The organism is Metallosphaera javensis (ex Sakai et al. 2022) (assembly GCA_021654415.1).
In the GTDB taxonomy this organism is placed as follows: domain Archaea; phylum Thermoproteota; class Thermoprotei_A; order Sulfolobales; family Sulfolobaceae; genus Metallosphaera; species Metallosphaera javensis.
This window is the reverse complement of sequence record AP024487.1, coordinates 1,334,882-1,359,295: the sequence shown is the minus strand read 5'-3', so window position 1 is coordinate 1,359,295 and position 24,414 is coordinate 1,334,882. Positions and strand designations below refer to the sequence as shown.

Below are 24,414 nucleotides of genomic sequence, written 5' to 3'. Positions count from 1 at the left end.
TTAGTAATACCAAGATAAAAACTTTACCTAAGTACTAACGTAATTGTTATCCTGATCTGCTGTTTTAGGAGAGATTGTGATGTAGATGTTATAACACCTTTGCAACCAGCCTCACCTGTTCCTTATAGCTCAGAACTGGATAGACCAAGTACAGAAGTAGACTATTTTCAATTTAACACTTTAAAAACGAAATACTTATTATGCTATCTACATTTATATACCTATGAAAATATTTCTCATCCTTCTAATTTCCCTTCTGCTCGTTGCAATGAGCGCAATTCAGGTTCAGATTGGCTCAGGGGAGGGACCCAGTTACGGGATCTATGTGAATGGAGAGATTTACGTGATCGCTCAGTCCAGCAACATGCTCCAGGTAGTTCGAGGCTCGTCAATAATTGAAAATTACAGCCTTCCCTCATACAGCGGGGCGGTCCCGTTCAGGATAGCCTACTTGGACGGATATTTCTACATTGTTTACCAGAAAGGCCCAGTGATCAAGTGGAACGGGAGTGTGATCTCAACATACAACGTACCGCAGGTGGGCAAATTCCCCTCAATAATAAGTACTGATAATTACGTGGTTGTAACCGCGTCGTACGGGGATAAGATCTACGTGATATCTCCGGGTGGAAACGTTACGCCTATCACCGTGATGAACGGTCCACAGGCATTAGCCTATGATAACCTCACCAACATAGTGTATGTGGGCGGATATGACACCAACCTTGTTTACGGAGTTTCGCTCAATACCTTAAAGGTGGTATATAACTTCACCCTGAACGACACCACCGTTGACGCGATGACCTTCATACCCCCAGATGAGCTGGCCATAGCTACCTACGACCAGCAGGTCGAAATCATTAATGCAACTACAGGAAAAATCCTATATGTTTTCAGTATTCCAACCTTCGGGGTTAACGGATACTCCTACATGATTTACGTGCCGGCCAACGATTCGCTCTACCTCTCCGTGGCGCACAAGAACGATGTGGTTGCAGTTATGAACCTTAAGACCCACTCGCTAGGTCTGATCACCGTGGGTAACTCGCCAAACGGGATAGTATATGATCCGGAGAACCATGAAATTTACGTAATGAACTACGGGTCTAATACCATTTCCGTAATTCCGGTTTCCGCTCCCTCATCTCACCCCAGTAACAGCCTTACCAGTTACTACATCCTCGCCTTAGTGGCCGTGGTGGTGGTTGTAGCCCTGGGAGTGCTGGCGGTGAAAAGGAGATGATTCAACCCGGGATCACACCACTTCCTCTAGTTCTAGGCTACTTCATTCTAGCCACGATCACAGCGTTCTTAATCCTGAGGAAGGCCAGGCCAAAGTTTTCCGCCGTGGATCTGGCTGTGATGGGTGTGGGGGGAGCCGTTACTGCAATTGCCGATCACGTGCTCGGGGACTCCATATTCCTCCCCGCGGGAATCTACCCCATAGTTAACCCTCCCGTCTGGCTCAGAATAGTTTTCTTCTTCCTGACTGTGGGGGTGGTGAGAAAGGTTGGATCCGGAATGTTCACCATGGCCGTATTTGATATTGTTGGAGATATTCTTCACTTTGGATTTACGGGCGAACCTCTCTGGCTAATCGAGGACATTCTCACCTACGGCCTGCTCACGGATGTGGCGATATTCCTTACAAAGGGGAAAATTTTCGGGCATGGAACCAGGGGTACAGTATTGACGGTATTCGAGGGGGCGATCCTGGGGTTTGCTTTCTCCTTCGTCCACCCCTTTTTAACGTATGGGTTCCTGGCCCCTTTGATCTTCGGATTTGTTCCTGATCAGGCAAGGGTCCTCTATCTTCTGGTGACATATATTCCTGGAGACGTGTTTGTAGGAGGGATATCGGCGCTCCTCGCCAACAGGGTAAGCCGGGTGGTAACTTAGTGTTCCTGGAGATCAGAGACGTTGAAGTGATCTACAGAGGTAAGGGGAGACCTGCGTTAAAGATACCCCGCCTGGAGGTTAAAGGGGGCGAGATAGTCCTGATCCAGGGAAGGACTGGATCTGGTAAGTCCACTTTCCTCAACCTGCTTAATGGGGTAATACCCGACATTGTGGAGGCGGAGGTCAGGGGAGAGATAAGGATGGGAGGAAGGAGACTTGTTCCCGGAGAGGGCCAGCCAGTGGTGGTGGGCAGTCTATTTCAGGATCCTGACGCTCAGCTGGTCCACCAATACGTGATGGACGAAATAGGCTTCGGGCTGGAGAACCTTGGTTATTCCCCTCGGGAAATTGAATCTAAAGTCAGGAAAGTGGCCAGCCTCCTGAACATATCACACCTGCTTCACAGGGAGATCAGGGAACTCTCCCTGGGGGAGAAGCAGGTCGTTATGTTGGCCAGCGTAATTGCTATGGAGCCAGAACTGCTCGTCATGGATGAGCCTACATCCAATCTAGACCCGTGGGAGACCAGACAGGTACTTGAGTTGATAGGCAAACTGGGGATCACCACGATAATAGCGGAACATAAGCCTGAATTCAGGAAGATCGCAGACAAGGTGGTAACACTGGTTAATGGAGAGATTGGTGAGGTAGAGATCCCGACCGAGTATCCGTCTGCCTCCACTCGCAGTTCCGATAACGGGATCACCCTCCTGGCCAAGATCCAGGTGAAGACCGGGGACAGGGTTATCCTGAACACATCGCTGGAGCTTCCACGCGGGGTTAACGCCCTTCTTGGAAGGAATGGATCAGGGAAGACCACCATGCTGAGGGCAATCTCGGGACTTCTGCCCAGAAATTTCAACTTTGAGGGATATATCCTGGTGAATGGAAAGGATATCTCGAAGTTATCCCCAAGGCAGAGGGGAAGAGTCGTGGGCTATCTTCCCCAGGACGTTCAGTTGTTGTTCTCAAGGGACACGGTAGCCAAGGAATTGGCATCATGTACCGGGAGGACTGACGTGGAGGTATTGCTGAAAAGATTTGGCCTTCAAGGTTATGGGGATGAGGATCCATTTTATCTCTCCACCGGTCAGGCCAGGAGGCTTGCCATGGCCTGCGTACTGGCCAGCGGTGTAGAGGTCGTTCTTCTGGATGAACCCACCACGGGACAGGACATAGAGAGCAGGTTGAGACTCGGGGACGAACTTAGGGGACTTGGAAAGACAATTCTGATATCAACTCACGATCCCCTTTTTGCCAGAAGCTTTGCCGATCAAATCCTTCTCCTTGAAAATGGAACCGTTAGGAAGCTAACAGGTGACATTCTTGAACTTACAGGATCAGGCAATTAGCTGGTTTCTGGTGATTTTCGGGACTTTCACACCTATCTATTTCCTCTTCAAGGTGCTGGGACTTCACGGTTTTCAGAGGCTGACCTCGTTTATCCCTGGGAACACGTTATTACACAGGCTCAATCCATTGACCAAGCTGGTCCTCATAGCTGGGATCACCATCACAGCGTCCTCATCAATATGGTGGATTGGAGCTCTTGAGGGAGTCACGTTGAGCATGTTCTTCGTCCCCCTCAGGAGGTTAAGGGCGATAATGGAATTCAGTTTCATGCAGATAGTTGGGATGAGCTGGGGATTTGCCGTGTTCACCCCACCCTACACAATTAACCTAGTTTTTCACTCATACAGTGTGATATGGACGTTTCCAGGTTATTTCAGGTATCTCGGGTATGTGACTGACCTGAGCTATCAAGCCCTAGAGTATGGGTTTCAGGTCTCCATGAGGGTATGGGCCATGCTTTTGGCGTCATCGCTTTTCCTTCTTACCACCACTACCACAGACGTGGTTAGGGCGTTGGAGAGCATAAGATTTCCCAGATCCCTCACCCTCTCCATCATGGTGGGGATGGCCTTTGCACCCAGGATATTCTCCGTGATGGAGGATGCCTACAACCTTCAACAGCTGAGAGAGGAGGGACCCCTTTACAAGGTCAGCGCGCTGTACAGATCGCTTATACCTGTGGCCATCTTCCTGTTTAGACGAGCAAGACTAACTGGCCTTGCGCTGGAAACCAGGGGATTCATGAGGGGAAAAAGGAGACTTTACTGGAAGCTAGACAGGAAAGACGAACTTGTCATAACGCTCGTCATCCTCCTAACTGTTGTGGACCTGGTCCTAGTTGGTGCCGGACTCATACCGGCCATCCCCTTCAGGTAAGTCATTTTTCCTCGGCAACGTCCTGAACGCCTCTCAACTGAATCTCCCTCTCTGCAAGGCTCACCTGATTGGGCTCCGGTAACAACGTGGTCACCAAGACTGCAATAAATGAAAGCCCGGCCAGGAGAATCATTGTATCCACTATACCATAACTTGAAATAATGATTGGAAAGAGAAACGTTGTGGTCAGGACGCCGTTGAAAACTGTTTCCGTTAGAGCGTGAAGTTTAAATACTTTGTATACAAATCAAATACAATGCTGAGGCCCAAGGAAGTTTGCCAGAGACTGGGAATCTCCTACAGAACATTGCAGGAATACGTGAAAAAAGGGTACATAAAACCAGAGAAACTACCATCTGGGAAAATGAGATTTCGGGAGGAGGACGTTGAGAGATTGGCAGGAATAATAAGGAAAAAGAAAGTGGTACTTTACGCTAGGGTGTCATCAGACGCACACAATGACCTGGTGAATCAAGTGAACTACTTGAAGGAAAGGGTTCCGGAACACGACATCATTATCACTGATATGGGATCTGGATTGAACATGAGGAGAAAAGGGTTCCAGAAACTACTTAGAATGATACTAAACAACGAGGTAAACAAGGTTGTCGTGGCTTATCCAGATAGATTGGTGAGATTCGGATTCGAGATACTTGAGGAAGTATGCAGGGCACACGGTTGCGAGATAGTGGTGCTCGAAAAAGAGGATCCAGAACAGGAACTAATTGAAGACTTGATCAGTATCCTAGTCTCGTTCTATGGCGGAACGAGAGGTCATGAGCGTGAAAAGGTGAAGAAATGTGTTGAAGAACTTAAGAATTAAAACCTTTACGCCAGAAAAAGAATACATACATTTAACGTATGCGATAAGAAATGAGGAGGAAAGAAGCAAAGAACTAATTCGTGCATACGTGAACTTACTAAATAAGGGAATAAAGTACGTGTTCAACAAAGTTAACGTGAAGAATGGAAGAGTAGAGTTACCAAAAAAGAAGGAAATATACAAAGAGTTGAGAGAATACTTGATGAGCCAAAACGCGCAGGGACTGGCAAAACACTACGTTGACCAAGCTATTCACGACGTGTACTCTATCCTAGAGTCGTGGAGGAGGAGATTTGAGAAGGGGAGAAGTAAGTTCAAACCACCGCTTGTGAGGAAGGGTTACGTGAGGGTGAAAACCACGTTGAGGAAGATCATTGGTAGAAGTGTTAGGATAACCGTGAAACCACACGAATACATCAGATACTCATGGGATAGAAGATGGTTCTCTAAGAGGGTTGAGGGAATGGAGTTAACAGAACCGGTGATCAAGGAGGATAAAGTGTACCTGGTGTTCAGGAAGGAATTGTCAATGACGACTCCCCTCGATGCTGTTTCATTCGATTCCAATCTTTTCTCACTCGACGGTTACGATGGCGAGAAATTCATCACAATCTCTATGAAGCAACTCTACTCCTTGAAGTATGGCATGCAAATCAAGAGGGCTAAGGTACAGTCAGTTGCCTCTAGAAAGTTGAAGGGTGGCAAGAGACTGATGGAGAGGTACTCTCATCGCGAGAGGAATAGGGTTAACGATTTGCTTCATAAGTTGGCTAACTTCATTCTTGAGCTATACAATAATCATGTTCTGGTCTTCGAGAGGTTGAATAAGCAAGGTATGTTCGATGACGCCAGCGAATCCTTATCACGTAAGCTTTCAAGGACTGTCTGGAGGAAACTGGTTGTCGTGTTGAAGTATAAGGCTCCCCTATACGGTTGTAGAGTGGTGGAGGTGAACCCGCACCTCACATCCAGGTCTTGCCCCAGATGTGGATGGGTTTCCCGAACGGCTGGCAGGACCTTCAGGTGCGGGAGGTGTGGGTTCACCCTCGATAGGCAGTTCAACGCGTCACTTAACATAATGAGGAGGTTTCTGAACAGGTTTAACCTCAGGATGTGGGGGTTTCCTCACCGTGAGGTGAGTGGGGTTATCCCCCTAATGGGAGTGAGAAGGATGAACGGTTCAATCCGCGACTTCGGTGAACTCCAAGGGTCGAGAATTGAATACAAAGTACATGAAATTCAATGAGACCCAAACCCCAAGCCTCCCTGACATCACGGTAATGCCCTGCGTTATTCCCCTTAACTCTGCGGGGAATAGCTCCACTCCCCAGAATCCCACCACTGTTCCTGGTCCCAGCTGGGAGAATATTGTGCTGAACCCGTAGAGCAGAAGCGACTCCACAGCCATGATCTTGCCGAAGAAAAGGGCAAAGAGCAGGGTAAAGGTACCCATTCCCGCAAATCCCACTGCCTGAAGTAAACGTCTCCCCAGCCTGTCATTTAATGCTGCGCTGGCAAGGTTCCACGGAACCGCAAATCCGCCCAGGATGATAAGCTCGAAAACCAGGCCATTCACACCTAGGTCCTTCGCTATCACACTGGGTCCAAAGAAAACACCGGAGTAAGCTGAGACGTCAAAGAGGTACCACGTCAGCGAGGCTAAAACTAAAGTGGGGACAAACGTCCTTAGAAACGCCTTTCTCAAACTGATGGATCCAGCTGAAACATCGTACTTTTCCCTTAACTCGTTCAAATCGCCCTTCACGAAGGCCAGGTATTGAGGGGTCTCAGGAAACTTCCTCCTCCCGTATATGACCGCAATGGCGGGAATTGAACCGGAGGCTAAAACAATCCTCCACAGCACGTCCTGGGGTACAAGTGGTTCCAGGGCTATGGTGGCGACCACGGAGAGCAGGGCCCCCACATTCCACATGAATCCACCCGCGAGAGCCAGGAGCTTTCCCCTATCCCTCCTGTTGGCGTACTCAGCATTTATCAGGGGAGACAGAACGTAATCGGCCCCTATCCCAACTCCCAGCAGAAACCTGAGAATTGCAAGTTCGTAGGGGCTCTGAACAAATGCCTGCAACAGGGCCCCCAGCGTCATGAGTGTTGCATCTATCCCGTAGAACCTCTTTCTTCCGTGTCTCACCAAATACCCGAAGAGAATCCCACCCACTATGTTCCCCAGAGTGATACTGAGGAAGAGGATAAGGGATAGCTGAACCAGGTTGTAGCCAGAGAAAGACGCCTCCACAATGGAGAGAACCAGAGCAGCAGCGGTTAAATCGTAACCATCAACTATCTGCCCGGCCCCTGCCAAGAGGGTGGTCTTAAGGTGGAATATTCCCAGCTTTTTCTCCTCGTAATCCTTCAACGGATTGGAAGGTTTCATAAAGGCCTCAGATCATTTATAAAAAAAGTTTACTCTACATAAAATATTTAGAACTAAAGAGTCTATTTAGTTCACGAAAACTATGTAGATCTTCGCGTTCAGGAGATCCATGATGCCATCAAACTAGCCTTGGTTTCTGACTTTGCATTTAACTTCTGGAAAGAAATTAACACATTAACATGACACTATAGGAAGATCTCTATATTTCTATATAGACTATTTTAACTATTTAGAAAATTCTTATTATGTGTAGTTTTATCCACACATATGAGCGTGGAACCAGATCTGAATAAAAGCATCTATACCCTTTCCCTAGAGGTAAGGAACGCACTTTATGGGAGATCCCCCGTGGGAATAGCCAACCTCGAAAAGGAGAGGATCGCCCTCGTCCTTGTTGACGGACTGGGTTACTCCCTGGCTGAAAGAGTTGGGATCAAAGCGGAGAGGATCCACTCTGTTTTTCCCACGATTACGGTCACGGTGCTGACCACACTGCTCACAGCCACTCCCCCTGGTGTGCACGGGATAATGGGATGGAGGGTTCTCAACAGGAAAGAGGGAAGGATTGAGAACCTCCTGGGAAACGATGAGGTGAAGATGGGAAACCTGATGCAGGCCGAACCCTATCTTCCCAGAGACTCCGTGGTGCTGGCCCCTGCCATGAGACCGTCCTCAACCCTTTTCAGGTCCATGCTGGGGAACGTTACCCCATATTACTCTCCGTGGGATGCCCTAACCCAGGCGAGGGAGATCGCAGAGAGGAGGAGTCCCAGGTTCATGTTCATTTACCTTCCCTTCGTGGACTCCGTGAGCCATCACTTCGGACCCTACTCCGAGCATACCATGAGGACTGCCGTGGAGGTTTACAGACTGGTGGAGACCTTTGGGAGGGATCTCTCGGAGAAGTACTCCGTCATCATGACAGCGGATCACGGACACGTACCCATAGAGAGCAACGTGATCATTGGGAACGATATACTGGACTATGCTGATCTACCACCCTTCGGGGATCACAGGAACCTGATGATAATGTCCAGGAGGAACCCGAGTGAATACCTTTCTAAGTATGGTCTGATTACACTGGACAGGGAGAAACTCAGGGAAATAACGGGAGGCGAGAACGTTCCCGATTACGCTGGGGTTCCCGTGGATAACAGGCTATACTCCTACTGGCAGGATGAGGAGGAGATGAGTTACAGGGGATCTCACGGCGGAATGACCAAGGAGGAAATGGAGATACCCCTCGTAGTCTGGCAGAAATAGTTTCTGGAAAGGATCGTTTTTCTGAACATGAGCAACGTTCTTTTGTCAGCTTTGCATTCGATCACGTCTCCAAAATTCCTTATCACTTACGGCGTCTAGCCTTAACTATTTTAACTCAGGGGTGCTGAGTACTCAGGGGTGCTGAGTTATTCTGTTCGACGTGAGGCCTAAGGAGGATCTCAGGGAGCTACTCTTCAGGGATGAGGAGGCCGAGAGGCTTGCCAGGCTTGTGAAACAGGGTATGTGGACCGTGGTCCTAGGACCAAGAATGGTTGGAAAAACCAGTTTGATCAAGGCCACACTCAAGGGGTCCAGGTCAGTTTACGTGAACCTGTGGGGAGCTCGAAACCTGAGTGACCTTCTGGAGAGGTTGAGCAGGAGTCTTCAGGATCCGCTTTCAAGGAGAATTTTCTCAAGGGTGGACTCCCTGACCCTTGGGCCGTTACCCTCCGTGACCTTGAGGAACAGGAGCAGGGTCATAGGTGATATTCTTGGCGAACTTTCCAGGACAGGCAAAGTGGTGGTGATCCTGGACGAGGTTCAGGAGCTAAGCTCCGTGACAAAACAGCTGTGGGATATCCTCTCCTATGTTTTCTACTCATTTCCCAACGTCACCTTCGTGTTTACAGGATCCATGACAGGGCTGATCAGGGTCGTGTTATCTCCCCCTGAGGGATCTCCCCTGGTGGGAAGGAAGCCCGTGAGGCTGGAGTTAAAGCCCTTCACTGAACCCCAGTCGAGGGAGTTCCTGAGGAGGGGATTTAAGGAGGGCGGGATGAAAGTTCCTGAAGTGGACGAGGTTGTGGGTGAACTCGATGGAATACCTGGATGGCTCACCCTGTATGGTTACCTCAGGGTGCATCAGGGACTTGATCACGAGAGGGCCATGGAGGAGACGAGAATGGAGGCATGTAAGGTTCTCAAGGAGTCCTTCTCCCATTTTCTGAGGGGAAGGAGAAACAGGGATATGTACCTTGAAATAGTGAAGAGGTTACCGAGCAGGTGGAGTGAACTGAAGAGAGCGGTTGGCGCAAGCGACGAGGTGCTCAGGGAGGCCCTAAGGTCACTTCAGGACTGGTTCTACGTGAAGAAGATCAATGAAGTGTACGAAGTTCACGATAGGATGATGAGGTTCTGCGCCCTCAATGACCTTATATAGGTGAGTCGCTTTCTCCGTGTTCCATCATGTGGCCAGAATCGCCCTTGAGTTTAACCCATTTGTTACTCCGCAACATCTGGTGGAGAAAGGGTTCTTCAGGTAGCTGGATTTCCGAGATCTCACGTTGTCCTCGGCACTGAACCCTTCAGCCCTTCAAGTAGCTAGAACTCCACATCCATGAACCCGGAAGCTGGTACCCTGGAAACGCCAGGCCCAGCCTCCCCAAGACCTCTCGGCCACGGCATTCCGTACTTCCTCCTCAAATCCCTGTAAGCCCTGTACAGTTCCAGGTAATACTCAAGGGGTGGCAGTGAGACTCCGTGGATACCGAACCATGACCTTGGTTCCAGACCCCACGTATCAAACTTGGGAGTCACGTCCCTGGACATGAGGAAGCCTAACCCGTTCAGGAGGATACTCTCCTTCAGGATGACCTTCCTTGGTAGATCTGGGGCTGGTCTGTTGCGTATTTCACGTTAAAGGCTCCTCAAATATACAACAATGTTGGGTAGCCACAAATCTGGGTATTGGTCCATCATTTCCAGAAGACTTTGGAGCATAACTTTATTGAAGTGGAGAACAATTTAAATCAACTTATTATGAATAAATATTGCCGTCTGTCCGTGTGGGGAGAGTAAATATTGCTGGATGAAAGCCCTCTAAGCGCTCCGGTGCGATTGAAGTGATTGTAAAGGTAAGTTAAACTACCATGTTGTGTGTTTAACGTGAAACACGCAACGAAATGGAGTAATCTCCAAGTTAAAACACCAAAAGCTTTTAGACTAACGCGGAGACATAATCACATGCAGGAAATATATTCGAATGGAGAATCTTTAAATCTCACAGGAGTCCGCGAGGCTTTTAACTTCGTTCCTCAGGCTCAGGGTACTTTACATCAACATGAAATTGCAAATCCAGTTGTGGATAATAAATACGGGATAATAATACGACTATCCACGAACGAACCATTCAACGTGGAGTCTCATGAGGCCTTTGTAATGGTCTTTCGCGACAGGGAAGGGAAAATAGTGAGCGTGGATATTGAATATGAGGGAGTAGACGATGACCCTTCAGATAAGTAGGTCTCCATTCGAAGTTAAGAGAATTGATCCTGCAAAAATCTTGATCAAGACAGACAACGAGAATGTAGAGCTCACAGTATACCTGATTCCCATTGCTGTTTACGCGACACCTGATTATAAGAATATTTCGAGCGTAGTTAACCCGGTCGTGGTGGTCAGCTCAGATAGTCCCAGGATGGGAGAGATGTGCAACCCCATGAAACTTGTCTCTCATTCTCCGGCCAAGATGGAAATGAAGGTTTTGCACGAGGGCGAAACAGAGATCACCGTGAATGACAAGGTATATGTTATTAGAGCCAGTGTTACAAACATGAATGTTTATACGGATATGAGAGACCAGCTGGGAAATCCTTGCGTGAGCGCATCATGGATCACATTGACGATTGCGAAATAGAATGCTGGATGGTTGGAAGTCCACAGAAAAGGCAAAAGCTGGAAGAGACATTGAAGCAAATCAAAGCCTTGTTCAGAAATAGAAATATCTCTCCAGAGTACATCTGTAAGGCTTTAGAATTTGTCTGTGAGCACCCAGATGATTACTCCTGTCTTCAATGTTACAATAAGATTACCGGGGATTACGACACAAGCACCTGTGCCAGTGCATGCGAATCCTCTCACAGGAGAAGTTTCTGTTTTTTAATAAAAGATATACATCTAAACATTATTGCAGAGGAAAAGAATAAAATGGTAATCATTACGTTTCACATACTTTCAGAGGAGAAAGATTTTAGAAAGAAATGTAATTACAGATTTATAAATCTAACCTAATAAAAAGAGGGCCTCCCTTGCCATGCAGACCTTCACCTAGATTTCGCCCACTTCCTCAGCCCTCATCCTCACCTCATCCAGGCCCTCGGTGATGGGAATGAAAGAAGTGAGCTTAACGTTAGAACGTTACCATTTGTTACTCCGCAACATCTGGTGGAGAAAGGGTTCTTCAGGTAGCTGGATTTCCGAGATCTCACGTTGTCCTCGGCACTGAACCCTTCAGCCCTTCAAGTAGCTAGAACTCCACATCCATGAACCCGGAAGCTGGTACCCTGGAAACGCCAGGCCCAGCCTCCCCAAGACCTCTCGGCCACGGCATTCCGTACTTCCTCCTCAAATCCCTGTAAGCCCTGTACAGTTCCAGGTAATACTCAAGGGGTGGCAGTGAGACTCCGTGGATACCGAACCATGACCTTGGTTCCAGACCCCACGTATCAAACTTGGGAGTCACGTCCCTGGACATGAGGAACTCTATTCCCGAGGCCGTGGACTTCACAGCCTCTTCCACCTTCCTGAAACCGTGCGGGAAGTCAGGGGAGTAGGCCATCTCAATTCCCGCAACGAAGTTGGGGCTCACGTTTCCCACTCCAAACACCTTCACTGCCTCAACAGTCCTCCTTATCCATTCATCTCTTCCAATGTTGAGGTTCTTTCCCGGGGATATGAGCGCAAACAGTTTCTCGTCCCACACTTCCAGGTTCGGGTGATAATAGTCAACTCCTGCCTCATAGAACCTGGGTAAAACCTCTACCCTCAACGCTTGAGTGTTTAACCTGGCTGGAAGGGACGAAACTCTCTCCTCAACTTCCTTGACGTACTGAAGGTAGAATTCAGCCTCCTTGAGACCATCCCTGATTGTTCCGCCTGTGATGAGATATCTTCTCACCCCAGGGTCCCTGGACGCGACCTCCACCGCATCAGCCACTAACTCCCTGGGAACAACTGCACCCAGTCCCTTTCTGAGATGACCCCACGACCTGAAGTTCTCGTTAATGTCGCAGAACTTGCATTGCTGATTCACGTTCCAGTACTCGCATATCCTGTACGCCGTAACGTCCGCAGTCTCTCCCCAGTAAATCGCTGGAGCAACCTCCTCCACCCTTATCCCGTCCCTGAGAGCCTGACCGTAGTAGGAGGGCCTTGGGACGAACTCCACGTCAGCTATGGGCTGTCCATCCACAAAGAGCTTGAGATTTTCCTCAAGGTCCACCCTGAAGGGAGACCTGGAGGAGTGCCTGGACTGAATGACCGTGGCTCTCAGCCCCAGTGGACCTCCTGAGATTCTCACCTCCTGTGGTACAACCCTTCCCCTTCCCTTTACGTGTTCTGGATCGTCTGGATCGAACGTGAAAAGGTAGTAGGCCTTCTCCTGGTAACTGGCCTGAAGGGCGCTGTCTGAGAAGCTCAATCCGTTCAGGAGAATGCTCTCCTTCAGGATTACCTCCCTTGGTAGATCCGGATATCGATCCATTATTTCCAGAAGACTTCGGAGCATGGCTCTATTGATGTAGAGAACAATTTAAATCAATTTATCTTGAACAAATATTGCCGTCTGCCCAAGTAAGCAAGGCAAATATTGCCGTTGAAGGTCATCTGAGCTCTCTCGGATGACGGAAGTGAAGATGTAAAGTCCAAAAGTAAAAAACTTTACACTCACGCGGGAATATTATTACATGCTAGATATGTATGGGAACAGCCAAGAAATGTATGGAGAGAGTTAAGGAATCCCAATCAGCCCCTAAGTTGTCAGTTAGGATCCTGAAGGTCATTAAAAGGGATCTAAAATCATCGTAGCCAGTTCTGCACTGGTCTTCTCTAGAACCTTGGGTTTCCCTCCCTTCCCATTTTACACACTCTATCACTTTATTTGCGAGACTGAAATTCGTGTTACCAGGCTCGAATAGCCATGAAATTATTACATTGGTATCCACGAACACAGCCTTTCTAATCATTAAAAACAGCCAGGAATAGCCTATGTCCTAGAGAATTGGGATTTACAGTGTTCTCGCCTTGGGTTATAAGGTATAACATTATACCTTGTAGGGTCGTTATTTCTCCCATCACTTTACCCTTTCTTAAATACACGAGGATTGGTATCGCAAAAAGAAACACCTCAGCATTTATCAGGCTAATAATCTTCCTTTCTTCGGGTGAATCTACGGTTCTTACATTTGGATTTTTAATTTTCAAGTCTTTCAGCATAAGATACAAACGGGTTATGAGGCGGAGATAAAGTGTGTAGTAGGAAATGATGAAGACGCCAGAATATTTTTGAGATGCTTCCTCTACGAATTTGTCCTGGTTTTTTCTCAATCCATCTATTAACTTTCCTAATTTATCCTCTGCCATTTCCTTGTATTCTCCAATCACAGTATTATGTTCAATGATAGAGTTATAGAACTCAAGATCCTCCTTCATTATCTTATATTTCTCAGAGATCATTTCCAGTAGATTCTCGTTGGTAGTAAAAGCCGTGATGAATTCCCCTATTTCAATAATATCTTCAGCATATTTATCTATCAAGTAATCTTCCATTTTCCTGATCAATTCCCTAGGAAGTTTATGTGAAGCTTTTTCAATTTTCCACTCCATATAGTCAGAAAACGACCGCAACACCTCTGCTGACGTCACTTTAGATATCCCTAACTATAATACGTGAAACCTATATATGGGTTATGAAATGCTCTCGTATTATCCTCATTAAGGTAAATCTGTTACCCAAGGAGTATGCTCATGGCCAAGAGGTGAAGGAAACCAGTTTCAGAGATGTTCCTGTACCTCGTGCAATCGCGTGGTTAAGAACGGGAGAGAGGCAGGGAGTTAACTCTACCTATGCGGAGGTGCGGGAGTTCGCGAAGGGAGCGAAACATTGAAGAGCGTGAGTAAAAGGATCTCAAGATTTACGCAAAGGGGATTCTCCTGCCTTAATGCCCCAGACACGCCCTTAACACGGATAAACGGAGGAGAGAGCAAAACTTGTGGAGAGTAAGGAGATTGAAGAGCGGGAGGATCGTGAACGGGATGTTCCGGAAGAAAGATGAAGTTATGCTAGTACTTGTGAGTTTTCCAGTGACCTCCTCATGTTCCCATGCCAGAAGAAAAACTGCTAGCGTTGGCACGGGTTTGATATCTTCAGAAATATACGTTGCGCTCTCCGTGAGAGACAGGGTAAAGAACACGTTTAGAGAACTCGGACGTTGCCCGAGAAGGGCACGTGGGCTTGGGACCACTCCAAAGTCTATTCCTCCTGGAACACAGGCATGTATCGTCGTGAGTTTCAACGAGCCATCTTTCAGGGACAGGCTAGAGGTTGAAGAGGGCAATCAAGGTAAACAGGAGCTTTGAGACATTGAGTGGGTCTGGAGTGGTAGAGAACTGGTTCCAGAACTAATACCTTAATAACACCACTGTAGTTGCTCTATTGGGTATAGAGAGAAATAGAGAAATTCTTTATCAACCAAGCTTACTTCTATCTTGCCTCTGTGTGAAATTCCCTCTTGCCCCACGATTAATACCTTAGTTAATCTTGATGGGTTTCCTGCTCTTCATCGTTCGGGGAGTAAAGGGGAGGAATTGGTCAACCTTTCCACAAAGATCCCATCCGTAAGGTTGGGATAGATAGCCCCCTAGTGACATCACTCGGAACCTGTTCATCACGGCCTGGGAAAAAGGGTCTTCACCCAACCAACGCTTTCCACTGTGCATTGAACAATCTCGTTCACCTGTTCCTGGGTGTCACCAAAGGGATAGGCTATCTCCTGGAAACAGACGTCCAGATTTCGCATGGCCTCTCCCCTGAGCTCTGGGGATAATCCCTGAAGGGCCTCCTTTGCCATGGCGTAGATCTTGGTCAGAATCTGGGCTACCTCTCCAGCGCTAGTCCTCGCCTCATCCAGGCTATCAGTGACGGGGATGAAGGAGGTGATCCTGTAGGCTAGAACGTCTCCATACTTCCCCTTTAGTTCATCCCAGACCTGAGCCAGGATAGGGGCAAAGGACAGGCCAAGCTTCATAACCCGACCCAGTCCCACCGCGGAGTAATACTCCGCTATGTCGTCCACCGTCATTTGCTCCAGGTCCGGTCTTGTCAGGGAAACGTAAAGGTCCTGCCCATTGAGAGCGAAGGGCCCAATCTTGGGGGTTGAGGCCAGTCCCACTATCTGCGCAAAGTCCCCGTACTGTGAGCATGAGGGGCACGCATTGGAAGACTGCAGTGGTGCCCCGATCCCTACCTTCAGGATATCCCTGATGGAGAATTCCGGGATCTGAAGGCTAATGAATTTTCCTATGAACGAGGCGATGGAGATTACGGCATGAACTGGCGTCCCTGGAAAGATCCCCCTGCTAACCGTGGCGTAAACATCCGGTAGTTGTTCGCTTATGGCAACAAGATTTGGCGCAAGTTTCCATGGATTAGTGGAATAGTAGTAATGGCTCCTATCATAGCTCCATGCGGTGGGTGTTGTAGCCCTGAACTTGAAAAGGAGTCTGTCCGTGCGGGATGACGGTGGCCCTTTCCGTATTGAGAAAATCGTTGGCGAAATTAGCGAGCCAGCTCACCAAATCCCCCGTGGAGTTACACTGGCCCATGGAATAGGGATTCACCCACCCCTTGGAGTAAACGTCGTTTTCAGGTCCTAGAACGACTCCGCCGAATTCAAGCAGATCCAGGGAGGAGCCTGCCATTCCAAGGTTCAGGCTCAGGATATCCCTGGAACTGTTCAGGGCCTCCCCCAGTTTCCTGATGAAGGTTTTTCCAAGGAAAACCGGCCTGTAGAAACCGCCCTGTGCCACCACCATTTCCGTCCAGCTGGGATTAATCCTTCCCAGGTAAACCATGTAACCGTCCTTGGTCCTGACTATTTCTCCATGACCCAAGGTCGGGTAAAGGCACTGCGTTCGACATGACTCCATTAGCCATGGAGATTGCAGGCCTGATGGTTTCGTTGGGTCTAACTATTGCACTCCCGGTCAGTTGACCTGAACTTCTCCAGTTCCTTAAAGTATCTTCTACACACTTTGCCTGATCAAGCCCCACAATGTCTCTCAGGATCTGAAGAGATCCCAGGAAGATAGTGGCAATCCCACCCAAATCTCCTACGCTAAATTCCTGAGGTAGGTTCTGTTTTCCTATCTCCTGAGTCATTTATTCCACTGTGTTAGTATTTGCTTAGGTCTTTATAATTTTTCACATTTTTTAAATTGATTCTGTTGGAAGTACAGTGAACGTGATGGTTGGGTTTTCCTGACCTCGAGGGGTATCAGGCCTACCTGCGTTTCCTGGATAAAGTAATGTTATCCTTGAGGAGGGGAAGGAACGAGGATTACCCTTAAACCGAGTGGTGAAGTGCGGACAAATCCTGAACTACGTGAAAGCACTAACTTCATAAACGGGCTGTTTAGCTTCCTATCAAAATTGGGATGGTGCCGCGGCCGGGATTTGAACCCGGGCCACAGGCTTGAGAGGCCTGCATACTTCCGGCGCTCACGCTTGACCGGGCTATACTACCGCGGCATTATTAATAATTCAGGACTTCTTATAAAGTTACTCCTTAACATACTAATAAGTCTAAAAACTTAAAAGGAGAAAAAGATTTGACTATATTTTTAGGAAATAGACTTGGTTCAGGAAGAAGTATAGGCACTACCTGAGAGTTGAGCATCTACAGGTACCTGTGGGGAGAGGCTACCTGCATTGAACTGAAGGGTTATGGGTACGGTGCTTCCCACGTTAGTGGAGGATAGTTGACCTGGAGGCGTCGTGCCCAAATCAACTACCAAATATATGGTGGTTGTTGATCCAGCAGGTATATCCGATATAGTACCTATATGTGCTCCCGTAGAATTCAATTCTACTCCATTGATGCTGGTGCTAAACTTTGCATATACGCTTTCATTTAAGATTGCAAATTGAAAAGGCTGTGGCAAATAATATGTTGTTCCTGATGCAGATGCTTTTGTTCCTGATGCAGATGCTTTAGAAATGCTATTATTCAAGGTATATGATTGCGAGCCTATTTCTATAGTATTTAATATTGCATTAGTCGATGCCCCATCCTTTACGGTCACTTCAATTACGGCATAATAATAATAATGATTATTAACATTAGCAGCGTCAGTGACATTCAGGATTGTGGGTGTACCTAACACCTGGACTCCGGAGCCTGCCCCATTGAAGGTACCGAAAATGCCGAAGGCGAAGATTGCCACTGCAAGGGCTAACGCCACGCTGACTATTACCAGGATCAGTGCCGTTACTGCACCTGAGATTGCCCTTCTCGATTTGAGGTATCTTCTCATTTTATGTCAGATATTAACTTGTTTTGTGATCTATATAAATATTTCTCTCCAGTGATCAGGTTGGCTTCTATTACCATCAGAGAATATTATTAACCTCGGTGAAGTTTGACATATCTTCACGGCGTTACCAAATAGATTTGTGGGGGTGCAACATGTTGATTTTCCACATAGTGTCGTCATGTTGGCATTTTTGAAGTTTCAAGGAATTCAATGCGAAGGTACGAGGTCATAAGACGAATTTATGCAAGTTTGACGACACCACGATTTTCCAATATCTTTTTTACTACTGCTTTAAATATCTTGTTCCATGAAACTTGACAAGAACGTAGAGGTCCACCCGGGTAGCCCCAACACTCTTGTGTATGAAGGTAGAATAGTGATAGACCAGGGAGGGAAGAACTCCTCCCTTAACCTGGAGGCGGAGGTTCAGCTGGCAACTCACGGTCACATGGACCACATCGCTGGTCTCCTTGGGGGAAAGATCAAGTTCCTGCCCCCCGAGGACATGTGGGCCCTGTCCCTACTGGGAAGAAGGGCAATGACGTACGGGTTCAGTTCTCGTTCATCCTCAGTCTTCTCGTACGATCTGGTGAAGGAGCCCATCACGGACTCCATCTCTACGTCTCTTCCCTCCGAGATTCAACCTGTTAAACTCCCCGGCCATACGCCCGGTCACACCGGCTACATCGTTGGGGACACCCTGTATGCGGGGGATGCGTTCTTTGGGAGCAAGGTTCTTGAGGGGTTTGTCTTCCCCTTCTACGTGGATTTCTGGTCTGCCATGGAGTCGCTCAACCTCGTTAAGGAACTTCTCAGGTCTCTGGATAACGTGGTGATCTCTCACGGTCCAGTGTACGAGAAGAAAAAGATGGAGGAACTACTGGAGTTTAACGTGAGGTATGGGGAGAAGCTGGTGGGCTGGGTGAAGGAGGCAATCTCTCAGGGTGGCACCGCTGAAGAGGTGGTGGTCAGGGTCATGGAGAGAACAGGGAGGGGAAATGAGTTGAAACCCGTCAACATTATCCTTAACTCTGTGACTGCAAAGTCTATCCTGAGCCAGATAGCCAGAGAGATAAGAGTCGAGAGTAGGGGAGTAGTGTACCTTGGATAAATGCCAGGGGCTATCCCATATAGTTGTGTATTTAAGGAGCCATTAACGTGAAATATACAACAAGCCGAGCTAGGCCATGCAAGTTCAGGCAGGCTTTCTGGTATCGTTAGCCTCCTGACACCTTACTACCTGACATCATTAAAGCGCACTCTGATCTCGACATCTTGAACGAACCAAAATCCCCCTTGCTCCAAGAAGATTTGACATCCTTCTAGAAAACCCTTTTTAGTGTAGGAGTTACACACCAAGATATGAGCTGGAAGTTTAAGTCCGCTAAAGTGGACGTTAAGGATGTACCCCTGTGTGTGGTGGACGAGATTGAGGAGAGCCCTACATTAAGGGCCCTATTCCAGAGGGCTGGGATAAAGACGGGTCACGGAAGCCCTGCACACAGGCTAGTGAGCGAGGTTGTGATAAAGGTTTACCAGGAAAAGAAGGAGAGCCTAGATGACGTTAAGTCGAGGTGGAAAGTGGAGGGAATAGATGAGATACTCCAGGAAATAGAGAGAACCGCCCGCGAGAAAGGTGTTATACCAAAGGAGTGAGCCAGCCTCCGGAAGAGAAACTTAGTTACCTGCTTGAGGTCACCGCTGAATCCTAACGTACTAACACGTGCTTGACCTCCACTAACCAGTTCTCTCCCCATCCTGGAACTTAAACTTCACCTTTCCCTCCTCAAGGTAAACTATTGCACTGAACCTTTTCCCCGTCCTTGATCTGAACCCCCTCATCTTAACCTCCTTTCCCTGGAAGAGGGCCTTTGCCTGTCTGAAGGTGATCCTTTTCCCCGCAATCTCCCTCCAGACCACGCTCCCGCAACTCCTGCACTTCCACCCCCTGGAGAAGCCCTCCACCTCTCCTCCGCACTTGCACACAATCTTTGTCCTGGGGAGGTTCTCGTCCAGAAACCTCTTCACCTCCTCCATCCCACTCCCCGTGAGCTTAACCCCCAGGTCCCTGGCCACGCTCCTGGCCAGCCTCAGCATTTCCGGGGTTGCCCTCCTCTCCACCTTGAATTCCCTGCTCATAAGCCTCTCCACCTCCTCCCTCGTGAACCTCTTTATCCCCTCCAAGAACTCCTGATACCCTCTCTCCCCCTTTCCCTTCACATATATCTCCTCGAGCATCCTCTCCCACTCAGCGGTCATGTCGGGGCTAACAACCTTGCTGTCCCCCAGCTTGTCCACCAGTTCCCTCCCCTTCTCCGTGCTCACCAGGCTTTTCCCCCTCCTCTCCACGTAGTCCCTCTCAAGGAGGGTCTCAATTATCCCGGCCCTGGTTGCAGGCGTGCCCAGCCCCAGCCTCTCCATCTCTCGAAGGAGGGAGGCCTCAGTGAACCTTGCGGGGGGCTTGGTCTCCCTCTCCTCCTCCCTGACCCACTCTTTCCTCACCTCACCCCTTGGAATAACCAGGGGTTGATCCTCGTGCGGGTATAACTGCATCCATCCCAGCTGTAGGTTCCTCTTCCCCTGAACAAGGAAGAGCTCCTGACCCAGTCTTATCCAGACCCTCTGGATCTCATACACGTAATCCTCAAGGAACGCCCCCACGAACTTCCTGTACACAAGGTCGTACACCTTCCTGTGAAGGGAGGGAAGGTTCTCAGGTGGCCTGTCAAGTGGAATGATGGCGTGGTGGTCAGTTAACTTGGATGAGTCAAACACCCTCTTTCCCACCTGGTCCACCCTGGGCACGAGGTCTGACCTTCCGAGCTTCCTCAGTATGTCCCTGGCCAGTTCCCTGTTCCCCTCCCCCAGGTACCTCGCGTCCGTCCTGGGGTAGCTTATCAGTTTCCACTCCTCGTAAAGGGACTGGGCAATGTCCAGAGTCCTCTTGGCGGAAAGCCCGAAGAGCACGTTAGCCTCCCTCTGCAGTGAGGTGAGGGAGTGAAGAAGTGGGGGTCTCTCCTCCTTCCTCTCCTGTTCCACCCTCTCCACTCTCCCTCTCTCCACCCCGCTCAGGGCCTTCACAACCCTTTCAGCCTCCTCCCTTCCCAGCCTCGCCTCCTCCCCGTTCCTGGTCATGATCCCCTTCAACCCGCCCTCAAAGCTGGCGAGGACCACGTAGTAGATCTCGGGTTTGAAGCTCTCTATCTCCCGGTCCCTCCTCACTATCATGGCCAGGGTGGGCGTCTGCACCCTTCCCACGCTCCAGACCTCTCCCCCTCCTGCCTTGAGCGTGACGAGCCTGGTCAGGTTGATGCCCACTATCCAGTCGCCGTTCTGCCTGGCAAGTGCGCTGTAGTAGAGACTGTCAAACTGGGAACCGGGCCTCAATCTCCTGAACTCCCTTAGCACCACGTCCCTGGTGAGGGCCTCTGAGGTCCAGAGCCTCAACACTTTCCCCCTGTACCCTACGTACTCAAGGAGTTCCCTCACAATGAGCTCACCCTCCCTTCCTGCGTCACCGCAGTTCACCACCGTGTCAGCCCCCTCCAGCAATTTCCTCACCACCCTGAACTGGCCCTCCTTCCCCTTGATTACGGTGTACTGGAACTTCTCAGGAAAGATGGGGAGGTCCTCCAGGGACCATTTCTTTGGCGCTATCTCCCCGATCTCCAGGAGATGCCCGTAGGTCCACGTTACCAGGTAATCCCCGACCTCAAGGTAGCCCTGTCTCCTCACGGGCCTTCCCAGGGCCCTGGCTATGTCCAGCGCAACGCTGGGCTTCTCGGTAATCACTAGCTTCATGCGCGACTCTTACCCTTGGCGAAGGGGAGATGAAGCTGATAATGAAGGGCTATGAGGAGGTCCCTCTCCGTCACTATCCCCTTGGCCCTTCCCTCCTTGTCCAGGATCAGGAGGGCACCAATCCCCTTGGTGATAAGGAGGGCTGCTGCCTCATTCACGGACCTGTCCTCCTCCACTGTCACCACTGGGGTCTTCATGATTTCCCTGATCCTCCTTCCGAAGAAGAGCTCCGGCTCAAGTTTCTCCACCGCCTTAGCTGCCGCCTTCACGGCATCTGCAGCTGTGACCATTCCCACCACTTTCCCGTCCTCGTCCGTCACAGGTAGCCTTCTGAACCCTCTCCTCAGCATCATCCTCACTGCCTGTTCCAGGAGGGTGTCCCGGAACACGGTGTTAACCCTGGGCGTGACGAAACCTGACACTGAGAACATGGGGTCTAGGTCCTGAAACATGAGGAGGAAGTCCCTCTCCGTAACCAGCCCCACGGGCCTCCTCAACGCATTAACTACGGGGAGGGAGCCGAAGTTCCTAGTAACCATGATGGTGATTGCCTCGAGGGCGTCCTGATCCTCGCCCACAGTCATGGGGTTCACGGTCATGTAACCTGAGGCCTGGGTTACCCCCATCTTGTAGAGGTCGGCCTGTGTGCACGCGGAGGGGCAGAAGCTCATGAGGATGGAGAGGAGATCCCTCGTGGAGAGGATTCCCTTCACCACCTCATCTGCCACGATAACCCTTCCCAGTCCACGGTCGTTAACCTTCCTGAAGGCCTCCTTGAGTCCGTCGGTTACGGAGATCACTGGAGGATTCGGGTTCATCAACGTTTTAACTATCATGAGATAATCTCGTGATTATACCTAAAAGGATTTCCTGTTAAATGGTCAGCGCGTCCCCGTTAACCTTGTTAAGATGGAGCAGGCATTTGAGTTTATTCAGCGTGGATCGTCCACATGGTTCCCTGAGAGATCCGTGAGGATGGCCCAACCCTGTACCGCCCTGAAATTGGCAAAGTCATCTGTTGACAGGTGAAATAGGCTTCTTTCGTCTCAGTGCGATTCCTGAAGTTCCACATTAACTTCCTTATCTTGAAAATCAATGATGACTCTTCTAGAAATTCTGCTCATAAGATTGATGGACATAAGAACCGAGTCTGACCTATACCCAAAGGGTACTAATGCTCTGACTACATACTTTAATCCGTCGAGGTAAAGTTCTAGATCCACTACACATGCCTTCACTTCACCTGAAGTTATTCTTAACGTGGTGATGTCATTACAGCTTTCCAAGCCGAGCTCACGGCTCGCCCAGGGTGGAATTAGCAGGTCGTAGGGTCCGCTGAAACCTGTATCAAGTATAAGGAAAGTTCGTAATTGCCTATCCCCTATCCTAAGGGCCCCTTCGATTCCAATACGTGAGAGTTCATCAAATCTCCCCTTGATCAACCTTTTTCAGCCTCGACAATGCGTAGGCCATGGAACCCACTCCAGGTACCGCCGTGAGAATGATGCTCACAGCCATCCATGGGGTCAAGGAGAGAGGTGACTTCAATATGAATTCGTAGTTTTTATCGACTGAAATTATCCATTTTTTCTTTTTCGAATTATATATATGAAGAAAAGGGTAAACATGCTTGTAAAAGTCGAATACCTCGTAAATTGAGGGAACGGAGATGTATTGAGTGGAGACGTCCATATTACTCTCGCGCAAGTAATCACTTGACACCTCTACGTGGGCATCTATGTATCCATCTCCGTGTATGATAATTACCAGTTCCCAAATATTGTATAGTCGTTGAGATAAAATCCTTTCCCCGTCTTTTCGGTTCAGTTCCCTGAATCCTTGGCTTTCGAGGGCGTCAACAATAGATTCCAGCTTTGAGGGGGGCACGAACAATCTCAAATTTCCCTCGGCGGAAACAAAATCCTCAGAGAGAACATCCCTCTCTCCGTCCTCATACACAACCTCAGCCGGTAGAAATATGGCCAGCCCCCTTTCCGAGGGCCATTCAGGTCTTCATTGCGAATTGAATTCTAGTTCCTTCATTTCTCATTATTCAATGTAGGATTAATTGAGTGGAAACGTCTCGATCGTAAAGAAAACGAAAAGTATATGGATATTATTCCATTTCTGCAAAAAATTATCCAAAATGTTGTAGTTATCGGCGATGGCCCAGACGATCTGGAGTAGCCTGTGGGGCGTGTGGCACTTGCCGAACCTCCTCCTCTCCACCAGGGAGTTGAAGGACTCCACCAGGTTGTTGGTGGAGAGGAGGCGCTGAAGTTCTTGAGGAAGGGAGGTGAAGGAGAGGAGACCGCGTTCCACCAGTTCCTTGATCCTGTTGGGGAACTCGGCGAGCAGGCCAGACACGAGGAGGTCGATCTCCTTCCTTTCGTCGCGGTCTAAGCGCCTCTTGACGTGGTTGAGGCAGAGCTGCCTCTTCGCGTCTATTCCCGAGAGCTCAAGCGCGGAGTCCACGGACCTGACCATGTCCGCAACCACGAGCTTGAAGTTGAACTTCCTCCACACCCTTGCAAAAAGCCTCCAGTAACTCCTCGCGTCCTCCTCCTTAGCCAAAACGAAGTCCAGCACAGCCTTCCTACCCTCGCGCGTGACGCCCATGGCCACCAGGAGGACTCCCTTCCCTCCCCTGAGCTTGACCCACTTCCCGTCAGCTATCACTAGTACTTTGTGGAAG

At 49.1% G+C, this 24,414-nt stretch carries 28 protein-coding genes, 1 tRNA gene and 1 pseudogene; 15 read left to right on the top strand and 15 right to left on the bottom strand.

Annotated elements, in window-relative coordinates:
* The first annotated feature begins 223 nt into the window (after positions 1–223).
* The 4 genes from QVC96_RS07950 to QVC96_RS07935 are packed head-to-tail and all read left to right on the top strand — an operon-like array spanning position 224 to position 4,128.
* Complete coding sequence (locus tag QVC96_RS07950; RefSeq protein WP_287688833.1) at positions 224–1,243, top strand: YncE family protein; 1,020 nt, start codon at positions 224–226, stop codon at positions 1,241–1,243.
* Positions 1,240–1,899: a hypothetical protein gene (locus tag QVC96_RS07945; protein WP_287688832.1), complete on the top strand. Its 660-nt coding sequence runs from the start codon at positions 1,240–1,242 to the stop codon at positions 1,897–1,899. The genes QVC96_RS07950 and QVC96_RS07945 overlap by 4 nt, the downstream gene beginning before the upstream one ends.
* Positions 1,899–3,251, top strand: a complete 1,353-nt coding sequence (locus QVC96_RS07940) for an ABC transporter ATP-binding protein (RefSeq protein WP_287688831.1) — start codon at positions 1,899–1,901, stop codon at positions 3,249–3,251. The genes QVC96_RS07945 and QVC96_RS07940 overlap by 1 nt, the downstream gene beginning before the upstream one ends.
* Positions 3,226–4,128: an energy-coupling factor transporter transmembrane component T family protein gene (locus QVC96_RS07935; RefSeq protein ID WP_287688830.1), complete on the top strand. Its 903-nt coding sequence runs from the start codon at positions 3,226–3,228 to the stop codon at positions 4,126–4,128. Before QVC96_RS07940 ends, QVC96_RS07935 begins: the two co-directional genes overlap by 26 nt.
* A 1-nt stretch (position 4,129) precedes the next feature.
* Here the strand turns inward: QVC96_RS07935 and QVC96_RS07930 are convergent, their stop codons facing one another.
* Complete coding sequence (locus QVC96_RS07930) at positions 4,130–4,261, bottom strand: hypothetical protein (protein WP_287688829.1); 132 nt, start codon at positions 4,259–4,261, stop codon at positions 4,130–4,132.
* 123 nt (positions 4,262–4,384) lie between these two features.
* Between QVC96_RS07930 and QVC96_RS07925 the strand changes: the two genes are divergently transcribed.
* Together QVC96_RS07925 and QVC96_RS07920 are read left to right on the top strand one after the other, a co-directional pair.
* The gene (locus tag QVC96_RS07925) at positions 4,385–4,951 is read left to right on the top strand and encodes an IS607 family transposase (RefSeq protein WP_287688828.1); all 567 of its coding nucleotides are present in this window, start codon (positions 4,385–4,387) and stop codon (positions 4,949–4,951) included.
* Positions 4,929–6,197, top strand: coding sequence for an RNA-guided endonuclease InsQ/TnpB family protein (locus tag QVC96_RS07920; protein ID WP_287688827.1), 1,269 nt, complete (start codon positions 4,929–4,931; stop codon positions 6,195–6,197). Before QVC96_RS07925 ends, QVC96_RS07920 begins: the two co-directional genes overlap by 23 nt.
* Here QVC96_RS07920 and QVC96_RS07915 read toward each other — a convergent pair.
* Positions 6,132–7,346 carry an MFS transporter gene (locus QVC96_RS07915; protein WP_287688826.1) on the bottom strand — a complete coding sequence of 405 codons (1,215 nt, stop codon included), beginning with the start codon at positions 7,344–7,346 and terminating at the stop codon, positions 6,132–6,134. The genes QVC96_RS07920 and QVC96_RS07915 overlap by 66 nt on opposite strands.
* Before the next feature lie 267 nt (positions 7,347–7,613).
* Between QVC96_RS07915 and QVC96_RS07910 the strand changes: the two genes are divergently transcribed.
* Positions 7,614–8,609 (top strand): alkaline phosphatase family protein, encoded by a 996-nt coding sequence (locus QVC96_RS07910; protein WP_287688825.1) that lies wholly within the window; start codon positions 7,614–7,616, stop codon positions 8,607–8,609.
* A gap of 160 nt (positions 8,610–8,769) precedes the next feature.
* Positions 8,770–9,768, top strand: coding sequence for an AAA family ATPase (locus QVC96_RS07905; RefSeq protein ID WP_287688824.1), 999 nt, complete (start codon positions 8,770–8,772; stop codon positions 9,766–9,768).
* A 161-nt stretch (positions 9,769–9,929) separates the two neighbouring features.
* Here the strand turns inward: QVC96_RS07905 and QVC96_RS07900 are convergent, their stop codons facing one another.
* The gene (locus tag QVC96_RS07900) at positions 9,930–10,157 is read right to left on the bottom strand and encodes a hypothetical protein (RefSeq protein WP_287688823.1); all 228 of its coding nucleotides are present in this window, start codon (positions 10,155–10,157) and stop codon (positions 9,930–9,932) included.
* 414 nt (positions 10,158–10,571) lie between these two features.
* On the opposite strand from QVC96_RS07900, the gene QVC96_RS07895 reads away from it, so the two are divergent.
* The 3 genes from QVC96_RS07895 to QVC96_RS07885 are packed head-to-tail and all read left to right on the top strand — an operon-like array spanning position 10,572 to position 11,618.
* Complete coding sequence (locus QVC96_RS07895) at positions 10,572–10,850, top strand: hypothetical protein (protein ID WP_287688822.1); 279 nt, start codon at positions 10,572–10,574, stop codon at positions 10,848–10,850.
* On the top strand, positions 10,831–11,244 hold the full coding sequence (locus tag QVC96_RS07890; protein ID WP_287688821.1) for a hypothetical protein: 414 nt from the start codon (positions 10,831–10,833) through the stop codon (positions 11,242–11,244). Before QVC96_RS07895 ends, QVC96_RS07890 begins: the two co-directional genes overlap by 20 nt.
* Positions 11,217–11,618, top strand: coding sequence for a hypothetical protein (locus tag QVC96_RS07885; protein WP_287688820.1), 402 nt, complete (start codon positions 11,217–11,219; stop codon positions 11,616–11,618). Before QVC96_RS07890 ends, QVC96_RS07885 begins: the two co-directional genes overlap by 28 nt.
* Before the next feature lie 235 nt (positions 11,619–11,853).
* Here QVC96_RS07885 and QVC96_RS07880 read toward each other — a convergent pair whose 3' ends face one another.
* Both QVC96_RS07880 and QVC96_RS07875 read right to left on the bottom strand, forming a co-directional pair.
* Complete coding sequence (locus QVC96_RS07880; RefSeq protein ID WP_287688819.1) at positions 11,854–13,113, bottom strand: radical SAM protein; 1,260 nt, start codon at positions 13,111–13,113, stop codon at positions 11,854–11,856.
* Between the two features lie 449 nt (positions 13,114–13,562).
* Positions 13,563–14,210 (bottom strand): hypothetical protein, encoded by a 648-nt coding sequence (locus QVC96_RS07875; protein WP_287688818.1) that lies wholly within the window; start codon positions 14,208–14,210, stop codon positions 13,563–13,565.
* Between the two features lie 83 nt (positions 14,211–14,293).
* Here QVC96_RS07875 and QVC96_RS07870 point away from each other — a divergent pair, with 83 nt between their 5' ends.
* The gene (locus QVC96_RS07870) at positions 14,294–14,491 is read left to right on the top strand and encodes a hypothetical protein (protein WP_287688817.1); all 198 of its coding nucleotides are present in this window, start codon (positions 14,294–14,296) and stop codon (positions 14,489–14,491) included.
* Between the two features lie 103 nt (positions 14,492–14,594).
* Complete coding sequence (locus tag QVC96_RS07865; RefSeq protein ID WP_287688816.1) at positions 14,595–14,963, top strand: hypothetical protein; 369 nt, start codon at positions 14,595–14,597, stop codon at positions 14,961–14,963.
* 308 nt (positions 14,964–15,271) lie between these two features.
* Here the strand turns inward: QVC96_RS07865 and QVC96_RS07860 are convergent, their stop codons facing one another.
* From QVC96_RS07860 to QVC96_RS07840, 5 genes are all read right to left on the bottom strand, one after another.
* Positions 15,272–15,775, bottom strand: coding sequence for a hypothetical protein (locus QVC96_RS07860; protein WP_287688815.1), 504 nt, complete (start codon positions 15,773–15,775; stop codon positions 15,272–15,274).
* Between the two features lie 283 nt (positions 15,776–16,058).
* A complete protein-coding gene (locus QVC96_RS07855; RefSeq protein ID WP_287688814.1) occupies positions 16,059–16,496 on the bottom strand; it encodes a hypothetical protein in 438 nt (145 codons plus the stop codon).
* Positions 16,435–16,764, bottom strand: coding sequence for a hypothetical protein (locus tag QVC96_RS07850; RefSeq protein ID WP_287688813.1), 330 nt, complete (start codon positions 16,762–16,764; stop codon positions 16,435–16,437). Before QVC96_RS07850 ends, QVC96_RS07855 begins: the two co-directional genes overlap by 62 nt.
* Before the next feature lie 276 nt (positions 16,765–17,040).
* Positions 17,041–17,133 (bottom strand) — tRNA-Glu (locus QVC96_RS07845).
* Positions 17,134–17,243: 110 nt separating this feature from the next.
* Positions 17,244–17,918: a hypothetical protein gene (locus QVC96_RS07840; RefSeq protein WP_287690539.1), complete on the bottom strand. Its 675-nt coding sequence runs from the start codon at positions 17,916–17,918 to the stop codon at positions 17,244–17,246.
* A 307-nt stretch (positions 17,919–18,225) separates the two neighbouring features.
* Here QVC96_RS07840 and QVC96_RS07835 point away from each other — a divergent pair, with 307 nt between their 5' ends.
* Both QVC96_RS07835 and QVC96_RS07830 read left to right on the top strand, forming a co-directional pair.
* Positions 18,226–19,029 carry an MBL fold metallo-hydrolase gene (locus QVC96_RS07835; protein WP_287688812.1) on the top strand — a complete coding sequence of 268 codons (804 nt, stop codon included), beginning with the start codon at positions 18,226–18,228 and terminating at the stop codon, positions 19,027–19,029.
* Between the two features lie 251 nt (positions 19,030–19,280).
* On the top strand, positions 19,281–19,574 hold the full coding sequence (locus tag QVC96_RS07830; protein ID WP_287688811.1) for a hypothetical protein: 294 nt from the start codon (positions 19,281–19,283) through the stop codon (positions 19,572–19,574).
* An 81-nt stretch (positions 19,575–19,655) separates the two neighbouring features.
* Here the strand turns inward: QVC96_RS07830 and QVC96_RS07825 are convergent, their stop codons facing one another.
* From QVC96_RS07825 to QVC96_RS07805, 5 genes and pseudogenes are all read right to left on the bottom strand, one after another.
* Positions 19,656–21,719 (bottom strand): type IA DNA topoisomerase, encoded by a 2,064-nt coding sequence (locus tag QVC96_RS07825; RefSeq protein WP_287688810.1) that lies wholly within the window; start codon positions 21,717–21,719, stop codon positions 19,656–19,658.
* Complete coding sequence (locus QVC96_RS07820; RefSeq protein WP_287688809.1) at positions 21,716–22,555, bottom strand: CBS domain-containing protein; 840 nt, start codon at positions 22,553–22,555, stop codon at positions 21,716–21,718. The genes QVC96_RS07825 and QVC96_RS07820 overlap by 4 nt, the downstream gene beginning before the upstream one ends.
* Before the next feature lie 210 nt (positions 22,556–22,765).
* Positions 22,766–23,161, bottom strand: coding sequence for a hypothetical protein (locus QVC96_RS07815; protein WP_287688808.1), 396 nt, complete (start codon positions 23,159–23,161; stop codon positions 22,766–22,768).
* Positions 23,142–23,678, bottom strand: coding sequence for a hypothetical protein (locus QVC96_RS07810; protein WP_287688807.1), 537 nt, complete (start codon positions 23,676–23,678; stop codon positions 23,142–23,144). The genes QVC96_RS07815 and QVC96_RS07810 overlap by 20 nt, the downstream gene beginning before the upstream one ends.
* 105 nt (positions 23,679–23,783) lie before the next feature.
* A pseudogene (locus QVC96_RS07805) lies at positions 23,784–24,398 on the bottom strand (transposase); the annotation flags it as partial.
* Positions 24,399–24,414: the final 16 nt, after the last annotated feature.